The sequence below is a fragment of the Streptomyces sp. NPDC058751 genome, from assembly GCF_042746485.1.
In the GTDB taxonomy this organism is placed as follows: domain Bacteria; phylum Actinomycetota; class Actinomycetes; order Streptomycetales; family Streptomycetaceae; genus Streptomyces.
Window position 1 is genome coordinate 65,331 of the sequence record NZ_JBHYPZ010000030.1, and the last position, 14,091, is coordinate 79,421.

Here is a 14,091-nt window from a genome sequence, read left to right on the forward strand (position 1 = left end):
ATGACCGAGACCGCGCTCACCGTGCACCAGACCGTCCGCCCCCACGGTTTCCCCACCGCCGGGCACTTCACCTTCGCCGAGTCCCCGGTCCCCGAGCCCGCGGCCGGCAGCGCGCTCGTGGAGAACCTCTACTGGTCCGTGGACCCGTACCACCGCGAGATGATGGACGACGTGCCCGGTGGCTTCGCGCTCGGCGCCCCGCTGGAGGGCCGCGCCGTCGGGCGGGTCACCGCCTCCCGCACGCCCCGGCTGGCCGAGGGCGAGATCGTGTTCCACCGCAAGGGCTGGCGCACGCACGCGACGGTCACGCCGGAGGAGATCCGCCGACTGCCCCGCTTCGACGGGGTGCCGCCGACCGCGTACTTGAGCCTCCTCGGCGGCACCGGCCTGACCGCCTACGTCGGCCTCACCCGGATCGCCCGGCTCCAGGAGGGCGAGGACCTGTTCGTGTCGGCCGCGGCGGGCGGGGTCGGCACGGCGACCGGGCGGTTCGCCCGGCTGCTCGGCGCCGGACGGCTCGTGGGCAGCGCGGGCTCTGCGGCGAAGGCCGCCCACCTCGTACGGGAAGTGGGCTACGACGCCGCCTTCGACTACCACGACGGCCCGGCCGCCGACCTGCTCGGCGAGGCCGCGCCGGACGGCATCGACGTGTTCGTGGACAACGTCGGCGGCGAACAGCTGGCCGCGGCGGTGGGTGCGCTGCGCGAGTTCGGGCGCGTCGTCCGCGTCGGCACGATCAGCCAGTACAACACCCCCGGCGTGCCGTCGCCGCGCTTCGACCACGCGGACATCGTGGAGAAGAGCCTGCGCATGGAGGGTTTCCTGGTCCGCAACCACCTCGATCTGCAAGAGGAGTTGTACGAGTTCGCGGTGCCGCATCTGCAGAGCGGCCGGCTCGCCCTGGACGAGACGGTGGTCGACGGTTTCGAGCACATCGTGGACGCGTTCCTGGGAATGCTGCGCGGCGAGAACACCGGCAAGATCATCGTTCGGGACCGCACGCAGGCCCCGCCCGTGAACCGACCCCGCTCCGGGGCCGTCTGATGGAATCATGGCTCCCATGTCGGGGCAGCTCTGGGTGTCACTCGTATCGTTGGGCGGTGTCGTTCTCGGCGGCATGCTGTCCTACCTCGTCCAGCACAGGACTCAGCTGTCGGCGGAACGCGCTGAACAGCAACGACAGCGCAACGCCCTGTCGGAGGCCCGGCGCGCGGAACGGCTGGCCCTGCTGGAACGGTTCGTCGAGGTGGCGGCCGAGGCCGAACGCTCCGCGTTCAGCCGGCCTTCCGATTTCGACGACACCCATCCCTGGCACCTCAGGACCCAGGACATCATGAACAGGCTGTGGGTCGCCGAACGGCTCGTCCGCGTCCAGTTCCCCCTGCCCGTGCACGACGCGGCACGCGCGTACTTCCTCGACCTCAACCGGACGGTGTGGGAAGGCCTGCCCGACGGCGAGAGCGTGCGGGACTACCTGGAGGACAACCGGCTGGCGTTCCTCGACGCCGCCCGAGCGGTCATGGGGTGATCCCCGAGAACCCTCGAAATCCTCTGGCCATGTGCTGGGAGAGCTCACCCACGGCCGCGCCGGACCCGGTGTCCCCGGCGGTCATCGGGCATCGGCCATCGAAAAAAGACCCCGTCCCGCACAACGCGGGACAGGGTCTCAACAGAGCGCCGGGCAGGCCTTGCACCTGCATTTCCCCGCAGGAAGCGGGGCGTCTTTCCTTGGACCACCAACGCATCGCCATCCGGCGCGACTTCCGCCGTTCAGCTCTGGATCAATAGTATCAGTGCGGCGCGCCGGCTCCAGACCTGCGAAAACCCGGGTCGACGCCATCGCGGACCACTGCCGGCGAGCCCGCTCGGGCCGCCCACTCCCCAAGATCGGCCATGGGCGGACACGGCTTCTCACAAAGCAGCCGGGATCAGCGGGTCAGGTGCCCCGTCGAGGTCGGACGCAAAGGTAAATTGCGCGCATTGGTCCCGTTCTGCGGGGCTCCGACTTCCGTGACACCGGCCCGGAGGAACCATGGACGTCACCTTCGACGTGTGGGCGCTGACCATCGCGGCCCTGTGCGTGCTCATCGGCGTGGACTTCTTCGTCGGACGCAAACCGCACGACGTCTCCTTCAAGGAAGCCGGCACCTGGAGCGCGATCTGGATCGCCCTGGCCACGGTGTTCGGCATCGGGCTGCTGGTCTTTTCCGGAACCGGCCCCGCGGGGGAGTTCTTCGCCGGGTACGTCACGGAGAAGTCCCTCAGCATCGACAACCTCTTCGTGTTCGTCCTGATCATGGCGAAGTTCGCCGTGCCCTCCCAGTACCAGCAGCGGGTCCTGATGGTCGGCGTGCTGGTGGCACTGGTCCTGCGCGCGATCTTCATCGCGCTGGGCGCCGCGATGATCTCCAGGTTCTCCTGGGTCTTCTACGTCTTCGGGGCGTTCCTGATCTGGACCTCGTGGAAGCTGCTCCAGGACGCCCGCACGGGGCACGACGTCGAGGAGTACGAGGAGAGCAAGCTGCTCAAGGCCGCCGAGCGGCACTTCGGAGTGGCCGACCGCTACCACGGCACCAAACTCTGGGTCCGGCAGAACGGCAAGCGCGTGATGACCCCGATGCTGGTCGTCATGCTGGCGATCGGCTCCACGGATCTGCTGTTCGCACTGGATTCCATCCCGGCCATCTACGGACTGACCGATGAGCCCTACATCGTCTTCACGGCCAACGCGTTCGCCCTGATGGGCCTGCGGCAGCTGTACTTCCTCATCGGCGGCCTGCTCAAGAGGCTCGTCCACCTCACGTACGGGCTGTCGGTCATCCTCGGCTTCATCGGCGTCAAGCTGGTCCTGCACGCCCTGCACGAGTCCGGGGCGCACGTCCCCCAGATCGGCATCCCCTTCTCACTCGCCTTCATCTTCCTGGTGCTCGCCGTGACGACCTTCACCAGCCTGCGGGCCACGAAGAAGGAGGCCCGGGCCGACGGCACGTCCTGAGGCGCCCGCGGACCGCGCACCGGGCCACCCCGGTTCGCCTAGGACCTGTCGTCCCGCAGAGGGGTGCCGGGCGCGAAGTGGGCGACGGCGGCAACCAGTTGGTCCCTGTCGAAACGCCACCCGGTTATCGCCCGCGAGGACATCACCGTGTCCGGCGACACCGGAGTCAGGATCCCCAGGACGACACGGGACGCCGGGCCGTCACCGGGCAGGGCCGGGGCTCCTTCCCGCCGGGTGACCCCGACGTAGGACACGGCGCCTATGGACTGACGCCACAGCACGAAGCCCGTGATGTCCTGCCAGGGCACGTGGGTGGTGGTGGCCTTGTACCGGGCGGGGCTCCCGCCGAGGAGCACGCCCGTCTCGTCCACCCTGAACGCGACCTTGCGGCTCATCGCCACGAACGCCATGAACAGCCCTCCCCCGCCGAACAGCGGCAGGCCCAGTATCCGCGCGGGCAACGGCATGTCCGGGAGCAGCAGCGCCGCCGCGAAGAAGAGGCAGACCACCGCGACCCTTATGGTCTTGGGGTCCCAGCCGTAGCGCGCCTCGTACACGGGCGAGGTGTTGCGAGTCATGGCTAGATCATGACCGTACCCGCCTCGTTCCGGAAGCCCTGTGGACAGCGCCGTCAAGGGCGGGATCGCATACGGCGGACGCTGGTCCGGCGGGTTCGGCCTGATCTCCACGCTCCCGACCTCACGCTCGACGACCACCTGTCGGCCTCGGCGGCGCACCTGGTCCCGGGCATGAGCAGCAGAGGACGGTCCGGCACGCAGACGGCGTCCGGATCGAACCGCAGCTCGTTCAACAGCAACGCCCTGTCCACCAGGGCCGGTTCCCCTCGCAGCATCATGCGCCGATGATGCTGCGGCAGGCCGGGGAAGCGGGGTGACCCGCAGGAGGAGCCGCCAGGCGGCATGTTCGCCGAGGTTCTTGATCACGGACTGGACGGTGTGGCGGCTCACCACAGTTCGAACCGGTGCCGGAGAAGGTCCGCGTGCCCCGCGCCGATGCGGGCCGGCCGCGCGTCCGTCCCGGATGACCTTGTGCCCGATGATCCGCGGGACCGCGTACGGCACCCTCGGCATCAGCGCCTGGCTCCACCGGTTCAAACGGCTACGGACCCGCTACGAGACACGTACCGATCTCCACCCCTTCCGGAGATTGTGACCAACGTCATCTCCGTGAACCCCATGCGCGGGGAGACCGTCTTACGACCGGATGCCCTCGAGAAGCAACAACGGGAAAGGACACTCATGAAACTGACGGTCAAAACCGCGGTGTTAGCGACAGCCATCGCCTCCGCCGCCGTACTGACGGCTCCGGGAACCGCGTCGGCTGCCCCCCAAGACGCCTGTATGGAAGGCATGGTCTGCCTCTATGACGGCCACAACAACACCGGGGACATGGTGCAGCTCTATCCGGTGAACGTCCCCAACATCGGCTGGACGTGGAACGATCGGGCCAGCTCGGTGTGGAACCGCAGCGATGGTCAAGTCTGCATCTGGACCCATGCCGACTACGACGGCTACTACTTCAGCATCCCGCCGGGCGCGAAGCAGGAACTTCTGTTCCTCTACGACAACGCGGTGTCCTCCTTCTCGGTCAATGGCTGCGGAGGCTGAGCCGGCTGGTTGACCGAACCCGCCATCCCCCACGCTTCGAGGGAGGACGGCGGGATCTGGCCGGACGGTGTCCTGCGCGGGACACCGTCGGCCGGCACGGCACACCTCTCGCGGTCCCGCTGACCGGCGGAAACCGGCACGACGTCACCCGGCTCGTCCCCTCCCGGTCAACACCCGTCCGCTCCCGGTAAAGGTCCGCAGATCCGTGAATGCTTCAGACCCGCACGTCAGCGCTTTCGCCAAGATCTTCGGCGATCCGCCGGCCGACTTCGCCGTACCCGTCGACTGGGCGGCGGTCGAGTCCTGGTTGGGGACGAGCCTGCCCGCCGACTACAAGGCCGTCGCCGCCGCGTACGGCCCCCTCGACATCGGCGCCCGGCTCTGGCTTCACACGCCGTGCGTCAACCGCGGTTGGTTCGACTACGGGGCCTGGGTCCAGCAGGCTCGGCGTGATGCTCCCGGTGTCCTTCCCTTCGGCGCCACCCGTACCGCCGACACCCTCTACTGGGACACCACGGCGTCCGACGACCCCGACCGGTGGCCGGTCGTCATGCACTGTCAGGACGACGAGAACGCGGGCCGCGACCCCTGGCGGCGCTTCACGACCCCGCTCGTGCCGACGCTGGCCCGGCTCGTGGCCGACGGCATGCGTCCGGTGGCCGCCCGAAGCGGCATGCAGACCGACCTGGAGCACGTCCCGTGGACACCTCCGCCTCGGCGACCGGAGCCAACCGCCCGGCAGCGGGCGGCACTCACCACCGGCAGCGGGCTGGAGACCCTGACCGCGCTCGTCCCGCCGCCGGAGACGCCCGCGCTCGGCGAGCACGACTGGGAGTGGCTGTACGAACGGCTGGGTACACGTCTGCCCGGCGAGTACGTGCGCCTGATGGAGCGGTACGGGACCGGCTCCTGGTGCGGCTGGCTACGCTTCAGCCTCCCCTTCGGCGAGGGCCGGTACGCGCTCGCGCCGTGGGCCGAGTGGTACGCGGAGACCTACCAGGGGCAGCGAGCCGAGTTCCCTGAGTACCACCCTCTGGCCGTCTACCCCGAGCCCGGGGGATTCCTGCCCTTCGCCGACTCCATCGACGGCGACCAGCTGTGCTGGCTGACCGAGGGTGCCACGCCGGACGACTGGCCGTTGATCGTCGTACCGCGTCATGCCGACCAAGGCCCGCCGCTCGGCACCGGCCTCACCGAGACCCTGCTGGAGTGGCTGCGCGGCCGGTTCGCGACCGAGGGCCTGCCCCCGCTCGGACGCCGCGACGAGGACCCCCTCGACTACCTGGAGTTCGAGCCCTACGACACGGAACCAGCCGCTGACGACGAATGATTCGGCGCCGCACCGGCCGAGTTCGAGACCTGCTGGTCCGCGGGGAAGGTCAGCGAGCCTTCCGTTCGTACGGGCAGAGCTGCGCGTGAAGTTCTTCCCGCGGCTGTGAGGCGCCGCGGACCAGGGTGCAGCGGTGGTGGCGGACGTGAGAGGTGCGCCGTTCCGGACGTGCCGTGGAGACGAGGGCATGGTCGACACTGCCTCCCAGGGTCTGCGCCGTGTCCGCGAAGGCCCAGCCCGTCGCGTACGCGCTGCCCGGGCTGAGCCACTCCATGCGGATGACCGGTCTGCTCAGGACGGCCTCGAACCAGGCGGCGCACCGCTCGGCGAGCTGTTCCACCGGCCCGCTCGCGCGGTGGAGCCCGCGCTCGGGCGTCTCGTCGAGGTTGAAGAGCTGGTCGCGGACCTTTCCGGCACGCACGTGTGTGCCGTGGAAATGCACCGCCCATTCGCCGAGCACCAGGCGCCGCTCGTTGTCGGTCAGGGAGACGTGGACCAGCAACGACGAGTCGTCCTCGGGGCGGCCGACGCTGCTGTGCGCCGGCGGCACGCGCCATGAAGCGGCCCGGGTCCGCAGTGCCTCGATGAAGGCCAGCTCGTCCGCGTCGAAGCCCCAGGGCTCCTCGCCGTCCTCTTCAGGGTCCTCGACCACGAACCAGGGATTGCCGTCCACGCGCCAACCCTAGACCGCCGTCGGCACGGCGACCGAGCCGGCGTCCACCGCGTCCGCGACAGGCATGAGTGTTGTGTCAGTGGCCGGACGGCCGGAGCAGGTGATCGCGGAGGGCGAGCGACAGGGCCTCCATCCGTTCCGGAGCCATGTGCTCCTCATCCGGTCGACGGAGAAAGTGAAAGACGTTGGGGCCCCGCAGTTCCATGGGGAGGTCGGCCATGCGCGGCACGATGTGGAAGTGGACGTGCGCGAAGCCTTCGGCTTCGGCGAACTGCACCACGTAGGTCTTGGCACAGCCCGTCACCGCTTGCAGGGCACGGGACAGGCGGACCTGCCACGTCCCGAGCCCCGCGGCTTCAGCGTCCGTAAGGTCATGCAGCGCTGTGACATGCCGTCGCGGCAGGAGCACCAGCCAACCCGGCAGCGCCGAGTCGAAGGCGTGGACGACCCGCCAGCGGTCGTCCGCCGCGATGCGCTCATGAGGTGGCAAGGAGTGGAACTCCGCCTCTTTCGCACACGGGTGGCAACTCTCCACGGGCAGCTCCCCCGCCGGTTCGCCAGTGAGGCGAACCCTCTCGGCACGGGCAGCCCACGGACCACCCGGCGGTCGGACCGGCGCCCGGGCTCTGGGGTGCGACATCCACGGCTCGGTGCGTCTTCGGGCGGCCGGGGCACTGGCGGCGGGGGCGGCAGTGGTGAAGTCTGGTCGCACATGCCTGACAGCGGACTCCTCCCGGGAGGGGTGCCGACACGACGACGGGGGCGGCGTTCGATGGACCGGACCGATGACGACGTACGGAAGATCCGCCGGGATCACACCGGATCAGGCTGCCCGGTCGGCCGCGGGGACGACGGCACGTGGCAGGTGCGCGGCTACTCGGCGGCGCGCGCCGTCCTGCGCAGCACCGAGACCGTACAGGCGGGGCTCGGCGTCGAGACCGTCGAGAAGATGCCCGCCCGGATCCGGCGGCCCGTGCTGTACCGCGACGGGCCCGAACACCGCGAACACCGTCGTCAGACCGCCCGCTACTTCACGCCCCGCCGTGTGGACGAGCACTACCGGGAACTCACCGAACGCGTCGCGCAGAAGCATCTGGACACCCTGCGGACCGACGGCGAGGCACGGCTGGAGGACCTGACCTTCGGCGTCGCGATCGACGTGGCGTGCGGGGTGATCGGCCTGACCCGCAGCAGGCCCGGCATCCAGCGCCGGCTGGAGCGCTTCTTCCCCGAGAAGTTCGGCAAGCCCGGGCTGACCAGCCCGCACGGGATCTACTGGCTGTTCCGCCAGAACACCAACTGGCTGCGGATCTACCTCGCCGACGTCCGCCCCGCCGTCCGCGCCCACCGCGAGCGGCCCGCCGACAACCTGATCTCCCACCTCATCGCGGAGGGCTGTTCGGACCCGGAGATCCTCGGGGAGTGCCTCACCTACGCCGCCGCCGGCATGGTCACCACCCGCGAGTTCATGTGCGTCGCCGCATGGCACCTGTTCACCGACGAGTCGCTGCGCGAGCGCTACACGGCCGGAACCGAGACCGAACGTCTCGCGGTGGTCCACGAGATCCTGCGCCTGGAACCCGCGGTCGCCCGGCTGAAGCGGCGGACCACCGACACCCTCGACGTACCGGGCGCCGACGGCCCGGTCACCGTGCCCGCCGGCGCGCTCGTCGACATCTTCGTGGACGAGGCCAACACCGATCCGGAGACCGTGGGCGCGGCTCCCACGACGGTCTGCCCCGGCCGGCCGGCGACGACCGGACGCTACGCGGCCGCCCTGTCCTTCGGCGACGGAGCGCACCGCTGCCCCGGCGCCGACATCGCGATGATGGAGACCAACGTCTTCCTCGGCCACCTCTTCGCCCTCGACGGCATCCGCATGCTCACACCGCCCCGCGTCACGTTCCAGGACGAGATCGGGGGCTATGTGATCCGCGGACTGCGCGTGGCCGTCGACCGCGCGTGAAGCCGTGCCGATCGGGTCGCCGCACCGGCAGGTGGCAGACCGTAGCGGACCGCCACCGGGTCACCGGCCGTTGCGGAACGGTCTCCGGAGCCGTCGGAGGCGATACGGGCCGGCTCGGCCGGGGGCCGGGGTCCCGCCGGACGCCGAGGCGCCCGACGGGACGGGGTGGATCGTCCCGCTTCTTCGCCACGGGACGGCCGGCCGAAGTCAGTCGAAGTAGTCCGGCTGGGTCTGGACGTTCAGCTCGTCCAGCCGTACCCGCTTGGCGGGGTCCGTGCGCCGGTCGCTGATCTTCAGCACGTCGAAGCCCTTGGCGATGTCGTTCGCGTAGATGCGGCCGTTGTAGTAGTACGCCGACCAGACACCGCCCGTGACCAGTCCGGTGGTGGACAGCGGACCGCGCTCGAAGTAGGCGATCTCCTTCGGGTTCGAGGAGTCGGTGAAGTCCCAGACCGAGACGCCGCCCTGGTACCAGGCCTGGACCATGAGGTCCTTGCCCTTGACCGGGATCAGCGAGCCGTTGTGGGCGACGCAGTTCTCGGTGGCCGCCTGGTGGCGGGGGATCTTGTAGTAGCTGCGGAAGACCAGCTTGCGCTTGTCGCCCTTGCCGACGATGTCGTAGATGCCGTCCGCGCCGCGGTTCGGGCCGATCTCGGCGTTGCAGGTGGCCGCGCCGCCGCCGCCCAGCTCGTCGGTGAAGACGACCTTGTTCGCCTTCTGGTTGAAGGTCGCCGAGTGCCAGAACGCGAAGTTCACGTTGTCCTGCACCCGGTCGATGACCCTCGGGTTCTCCGGGTCCTCGATGGAGAAGAGGATGCCGTCACCCATGCAGGCACCGGCCGCCAGGTCCTTCTCCGGCAGCACGGTGATGTCGTGGCAGCCGGTGGTCTTGGACACGCCCGGGTTGGTGGGCGAGCCGGGGTTGCCGCCGCCGTCCGGCCCCTCACCGGGGAACAGGACGGGGAAGTTCACGACAGCCGCGGTCTCGGGCGCCTTGCGCGGCACCTTGATGACGGAGATGCCGTCGTGCGGGGGCTGGCAGTCGGGGTAGGCGGCGTTGGGCGAGTACGACTGGACGTAGACGTAGACGTTCCTGCGCTCGGGCACCAGGGTGTGGGTGTGCGAGCCGCAGGCGGTCTCGACGGCGGCGACGTACTTCGGGTTCGTCTTGTCGCTGATGTCGAAGACCTTCATGCCCTCCCAGGAGGACTTCTCGGTCGCGGGCTGCGTGGTGCTGTTGCAACTGCTGTCGCTGCGCGAGGAGTCGGTGGAGAGGAAGAGCAGATCGCCGGAGACGGAGATGTCGTTCTGCGAGCCCGGGCAGAGCACCTGCGCGACGGTCCTCGGCGCCCCGGGGCCGGAGATGTCGAAGATGCGGAAGCCGTCGTAGTTGCCGGCGAAGGCGTACCGGCCCTGGAAGGCCAGGTCCGAGTTGGTGCCCGGCAGGGCGTCCTTGGGGATGTTGGTGACGTGCTCGATGTTGTCGGAGTGGACGATCTCGTCCACTCCGGGTATCTCGCCGTCGGCGATCGCCTCGGCCGCCCGGGTCCGCGCCTCCTGCGACACCTGGTGTTCCGCGGCCGTGCCGTCCCCGGGGTCGGGGGTGGCGGCCGCCGGGACGGCCGTCAGGAGCGCCGCGAGGAGTCCGGCGCAGGACGCGACGACACCCAGTCGTCTGTGCCGCGTTCGGGGGTGGTTCAACAGGATCACTGCATCCTCCCTTGTCGCCGTTCACAGAGGAACGGTTCACGGTCCTCCGAAGTATCGTCTTCACCATGCACAGATCAAGGGCGCGAAACGTATTCGTCATGAATCTCGCCAGCGATCAGTGCGAAGATCCATGAGTGTCGGTCAGGTTCATCAACTCCCCCTCACCAGGAGGCCGTTGTGTTCAGAAGCCGGGCGCCCCTCGCTACCGCGGCCGCGCTGCTCGTGCTCGCTCTCGCCGGCTGTGACGCGGACACCGACGACAGGTCCGCCGACAGCGGACCTTCGGTGATCGTCCCCGGTGCGCCGGGCGAGGAGAACCGCACGCTCTCCGCCGCCGAGGCGGCCGCGCAGCGCGCCGAGGACGACACCCCCAACGCGGCCGACGTGTCGTACGCCCGGATGATGATCCAGCACCACACCCAGGCCCTGGAGATGACCGGGCTCGTCCCGGACCGCGCCCGGTCGGGGAGCCTCAAACGCCTCGCCCTGCGCATCTCCGCGGCCCAGGGCCCCGAGATCGAGGCCATGCGAGGCTGGCTGAAAACGCACGGCAAGAAGGAGACCGGGGAGATCGGGGGCCACCACCACACCGGGATGCCCGGGATGGCGACCGAGGCCCGGTTGAAGGAGTTGCGCGCGGCCCGCGGCGCGGACTTCGACTCCCTCTTCCTCACCCTCATGATCACTCACCACGAGGGGGCCGTCACCATGGCCACCGACGTCAAGGCACAGGGCAACAACCTGCTGATCGAGGAGATGGCCGACGACGTGGTGGCCCAGCAGACCAGTGAGATCGCCCGTATGCGCGGGATGCGTTAGGGCCCTGGGGACGGCCGCGACAGGCCCGTCTCCGCGGAGAACGCCCGCGTCGACCGGCGCGCGGCGTTCCTCAGGGTGCTTTCCGGGGCGCTTTCACCGGTCGGCGGCCGCCTCCCCGGTGGCGCTCCCCGTGCGGACCGGAAGGGCGATCAGACCACGGGACCGCATCGACGGACGCCATCGCAGTTCGTCAGGAGACACGTCCAGGGCCATGTCCGGGAAGCGGCCGAGCAGCGAGGACAGCGCGATCTCGGTTTCCAGGCGGGCCAGAGGGGCGCCGAGGCAGTAGTGGATGCCGTGGCCCAGGGCGAGGTGACCGGTGGCGTCCCGGTGGATGTCGAAGCGGTCCGGGTCGGTGAAGCGGCGCGGGTCCCGGTGGGCGGCGGCGAGGGACAGCAGAACGGTCTCGCCCGCCGGGACGGTCACCCCGCCGATGGAGACGTCCTCGGTCGGGAACCGGCGGATGGCCAGGGGCATCGGGCCGTCGTAACGGGCCAACTCCCCCACCACGGCGCTCACTCGTGTCGGATCGGCCCTCAACTCGGCCAGCTGCTCCGGGTGGCGAAGCAGAGTCAGGATCGCGTTCCCGATGAGATGAACGGTGTTCTCGTACCCGGCGAACAGGATGAGGAAGGCCAAGGACGTCAACTCGTCCTCGTTCAACCGGTCTTCCTCGTCACGTACGGCGATCAGCGCGGAGAGGAGATCATCGGCCGGGGCGGTTCGCTTGCCGGCTATGAGACCGGTGAGGAACGACAGCATGGTGCCGACGGCTTCCTTGGCGAGGGACGGCCGCGCCGGATCGGGAGCCACGAGGACGTCGGTCCACGACCGGAAGTCGAGCCGGTCGGCCGGAGCCACACCGAGCAGGTCGCAGATCACGGTGATCGGCAGCGGCGCGGCGTACGAGACGATCAGGTCCGCTCGCCCGTCCTCGGCGATGCGGTCGAGAAGCAGGTCGGCGGTGCGCTGGATCGGCTCGCGCAGCTGCTCGATCCGGCGCGGGGTGAAGGCCCGGGACACCAGCCGCCTGATGCGGGTGTGGTCCGGGGGGTCCATGTTGAGCAGGTTGGCGTCCAGTGCCGGCGGTAAGGCCATGCCCCGGTAGCCGCCGGGCGTCGCGTTGCGCTTGTCCAGGGAGAGCCGCGGGTCGGCGAGAGCCGCACGTACGTCGTCGTAGCCGGTCACCAGCCAGGCAGGCAGCCCGTCCGTCCCGGTGATCCGGTGCACGGGCCCCTCCCGGCGGAACCGCGCATAGACGGCGTAGGGGTCGTCGGCGAGTGCCGCGATGTCGACTGGCCCCTGCTGAGCGGAGGTTGTATCGGTCATGCCCTGACCCTACGCGCGAATGATCCACGCCGAGCGGGACCCACGCGCAGACGGAATTCCGGTGTCCGACTTCGACGGCCCGCCCTGTCACCCGGCGGCACCGGGCCGCACGGGCAAAAGCCCCTGGGGAGACCGGGGTTCGGACGGGTGTGAGTCAGGCGACCGGTGACGCGCACGCCAGGAACGGCCCGGCCGCCTTGCTCCAGGACTCGCCCCGCGCGAGTGCGGCCGCCCCCTCCGTACGCAGCGACTCGACGACGGGCGCGAGGAAATCCGTACGCCAGTGCCGTACGGCCTGCTCCCGCATCCCGCTCGCGTCGACGACCGCACCCACCTCCGCTTCGAGCACGGCCACGCCCTCTGCGATGTCTTCCCCGGTCCACTCGTCCATGCGGTCGGCCACCAGGGCCCATGTCAGCTTGATCATGCGCCGGATCGTAGGGGCAACGGCGGCGAAGGCGGAAAGCGCGATGCCCGGTCCGGTGCCCGGCGGCTTCGTGGGTTCGCCGGCCGACGGCAAAAAATGCGTGCCGTCCGCCCGCGATGTCTCATGAAAGGAGAGTCGGCGTCCCGCCCCGGCCTGCCGGAGTCCGCCGGCGACCACAGCGGTGTCGGGCGCATCGGAGACAAGCAGACCATGCCTCAGGAAGAGACCCGGGAGTTCACAGCGGTATCGCTGGAACGGGAGCCGTGGCGGATCGTTCTCGGTCCCGATGGGCGCAGGGCCTACGTGGCGACGTCGAACACCGGAAGCGAAGGGGGCGGCGAGGGCCGGGTGTCGGTGATCGACACGACGACCGAAGCGGTCGTCGCCGACATCGACCTCGATGCCCTCTTCCTCGGAATTCTCGGCGGCGACCTGGCCGTGACCCCGGACGACCGTCACCTCTATGTGACCGGCGCGCGCGAGGTGACGGTACTCGACCTCGCCACGGACCGGGTGGCCGGGACGATCCCCCTCCCCGAGGGCCTCACGCTCGCCACCGGAGTGGCGATCGCCCCCGACGGGAGCCGGGCCTTCGTGCTGGCACAGGGAGGTGGCGAGGCAGGCGGTATGTGCGTGGTCGACACGGCGTCCCGGTCGGTCATCGACCGGATCGGGTTGTCGTTCGAACCCTTCGGAATAGAACTCGGCCCGGACGGGAAACGGGCCTACGTGAGTCATTCCGGTGATTCCGGAATGCTGATCGACCTCGCCACCCGGAAGGCCGAGGTCCTCCCGTTTCCCTTCGAGGGGGGATTCAGGATGGCGATCACCCCGGACGGCGAACGCGCTTACGTCGGCAGGGACCACAACGACGACCTGTGGGTGACGGAGCTGACCGCCCACAGCGTGACGGCCGTCGTCCCCACGATGCGCAACATCGGCGACGTGGCCATCACCCCGGACGGGGGTCTGGTCTATGTGGCACAGGGAGGGGGCCACGGGGACGAGCCGAACGTGATGGTGGTCGACACCACCACACAGGAACTCACGTGCTGTCCCGTCTCGTGGTTCGACGCCCAGCCCCGGGGCATGGCGATCGCCCCGGACGGGAGACACGCCTACGTCACCGACTCGCGCCACCGCAAGGTTTTCGTCGTCCCGGTCCCCGAGGCCCCGCCGGTGCCGGGTTGACGCCCGAGAAAGAGGTGCTGCTC

14 protein-coding genes are annotated in these 14,091 nt (G+C 69.7%); 8 read left to right on the forward strand and 6 right to left on the reverse strand.

Features of this window, described 5'->3' with window-relative positions; genetic code table 11:
• From ACFW6B_RS26210 to ACFW6B_RS26220, 3 genes are all read left to right on the forward strand, one after another.
• Entirely contained in the window at nucleotides 1-1,044 is a 1,044-nt protein-coding gene (locus ACFW6B_RS26210) for an NADP-dependent oxidoreductase (RefSeq protein ID WP_386599371.1), read from the forward strand.
• 7 nt (nucleotides 1,045-1,051) lie between these two features.
• A complete protein-coding gene (locus ACFW6B_RS26215) occupies nucleotides 1,052-1,528 on the forward strand; it encodes a hypothetical protein (RefSeq protein ID WP_386599373.1) in 477 nt (158 codons plus the stop codon).
• Nucleotides 1,529-2,032: 504 nt separating this feature from the next.
• Nucleotides 2,033-2,995 (forward strand): TerC family protein, encoded by a 963-nt coding sequence (locus tag ACFW6B_RS26220; protein ID WP_386599376.1) that lies wholly within the window; start codon nucleotides 2,033-2,035, stop codon nucleotides 2,993-2,995.
• A gap of 38 nt (nucleotides 2,996-3,033) precedes the next feature.
• Here ACFW6B_RS26220 and ACFW6B_RS26225 read toward each other — a convergent pair whose 3' ends face one another.
• Complete coding sequence (locus ACFW6B_RS26225) at nucleotides 3,034-3,573, reverse strand: hypothetical protein (RefSeq protein WP_386599378.1); 540 nt, start codon at nucleotides 3,571-3,573, stop codon at nucleotides 3,034-3,036.
• Nucleotides 3,574-4,254: 681 nt separating this feature from the next.
• Between ACFW6B_RS26225 and ACFW6B_RS26230 the strand changes: the two genes are divergently transcribed.
• Entirely contained in the window at nucleotides 4,255-4,623 is a 369-nt protein-coding gene (locus tag ACFW6B_RS26230; protein WP_386599379.1) for a peptidase inhibitor family I36 protein, read from the forward strand.
• Nucleotides 4,624-4,828: 205 nt separating this feature from the next.
• Complete coding sequence (locus ACFW6B_RS26235; protein WP_386599381.1) at nucleotides 4,829-5,953, forward strand: SMI1/KNR4 family protein; 1,125 nt, start codon at nucleotides 4,829-4,831, stop codon at nucleotides 5,951-5,953.
• 49 nt (nucleotides 5,954-6,002) lie between these two features.
• Here the strand turns inward: ACFW6B_RS26235 and ACFW6B_RS26240 are convergent, their stop codons facing one another.
• Together ACFW6B_RS26240 and ACFW6B_RS26245 are read right to left on the reverse strand one after the other, a co-directional pair.
• Nucleotides 6,003-6,626, reverse strand: a complete 624-nt coding sequence (locus ACFW6B_RS26240) for a hypothetical protein (protein WP_386599383.1) — start codon at nucleotides 6,624-6,626, stop codon at nucleotides 6,003-6,005.
• Between the two features lie 76 nt (nucleotides 6,627-6,702).
• Nucleotides 6,703-7,161, reverse strand: coding sequence for an HIT family protein (locus ACFW6B_RS26245; protein ID WP_386599385.1), 459 nt, complete (start codon nucleotides 7,159-7,161; stop codon nucleotides 6,703-6,705).
• 237 nt (nucleotides 7,162-7,398) lie between these two features.
• Here ACFW6B_RS26245 and ACFW6B_RS26250 point away from each other — a divergent pair, with 237 nt between their 5' ends.
• Nucleotides 7,399-8,592 (forward strand): cytochrome P450, encoded by a 1,194-nt coding sequence (locus ACFW6B_RS26250; RefSeq protein ID WP_386599387.1) that lies wholly within the window; start codon nucleotides 7,399-7,401, stop codon nucleotides 8,590-8,592.
• A 207-nt stretch (nucleotides 8,593-8,799) separates the two neighbouring features.
• On the opposite strand, the gene ACFW6B_RS26255 is transcribed toward ACFW6B_RS26250, so the two are convergent.
• Entirely contained in the window at nucleotides 8,800-10,302 is a 1,503-nt protein-coding gene (locus ACFW6B_RS26255) for an LVIVD repeat-containing protein (RefSeq protein WP_386599389.1), read from the reverse strand.
• Nucleotides 10,303-10,479: 177 nt separating this feature from the next.
• Here ACFW6B_RS26255 and ACFW6B_RS26260 point away from each other — a divergent pair, with 177 nt between their 5' ends.
• Nucleotides 10,480-11,121 (forward strand): DUF305 domain-containing protein, encoded by a 642-nt coding sequence (locus ACFW6B_RS26260; protein WP_386599391.1) that lies wholly within the window; start codon nucleotides 10,480-10,482, stop codon nucleotides 11,119-11,121.
• Between the two features lie 93 nt (nucleotides 11,122-11,214).
• Here the strand turns inward: ACFW6B_RS26260 and ACFW6B_RS26265 are convergent, their stop codons facing one another.
• Both ACFW6B_RS26265 and ACFW6B_RS26270 read right to left on the reverse strand, forming a co-directional pair.
• Entirely contained in the window at nucleotides 11,215-12,450 is a 1,236-nt protein-coding gene (locus ACFW6B_RS26265; RefSeq protein ID WP_386599393.1) for a cytochrome P450, read from the reverse strand.
• A 154-nt stretch (nucleotides 12,451-12,604) separates the two neighbouring features.
• Nucleotides 12,605-12,877, reverse strand: a complete 273-nt coding sequence (locus tag ACFW6B_RS26270) for a hypothetical protein (RefSeq protein ID WP_386599396.1) — start codon at nucleotides 12,875-12,877, stop codon at nucleotides 12,605-12,607.
• 210 nt (nucleotides 12,878-13,087) lie between these two features.
• On the opposite strand from ACFW6B_RS26270, the gene ACFW6B_RS26275 reads away from it, so the two are divergent.
• Nucleotides 13,088-14,068 carry a hypothetical protein gene (locus ACFW6B_RS26275; RefSeq protein WP_386599398.1) on the forward strand — a complete coding sequence of 327 codons (981 nt, stop codon included), beginning with the start codon at nucleotides 13,088-13,090 and terminating at the stop codon, nucleotides 14,066-14,068.
• Nucleotides 14,069-14,091 lie beyond the last annotated feature (23 nt).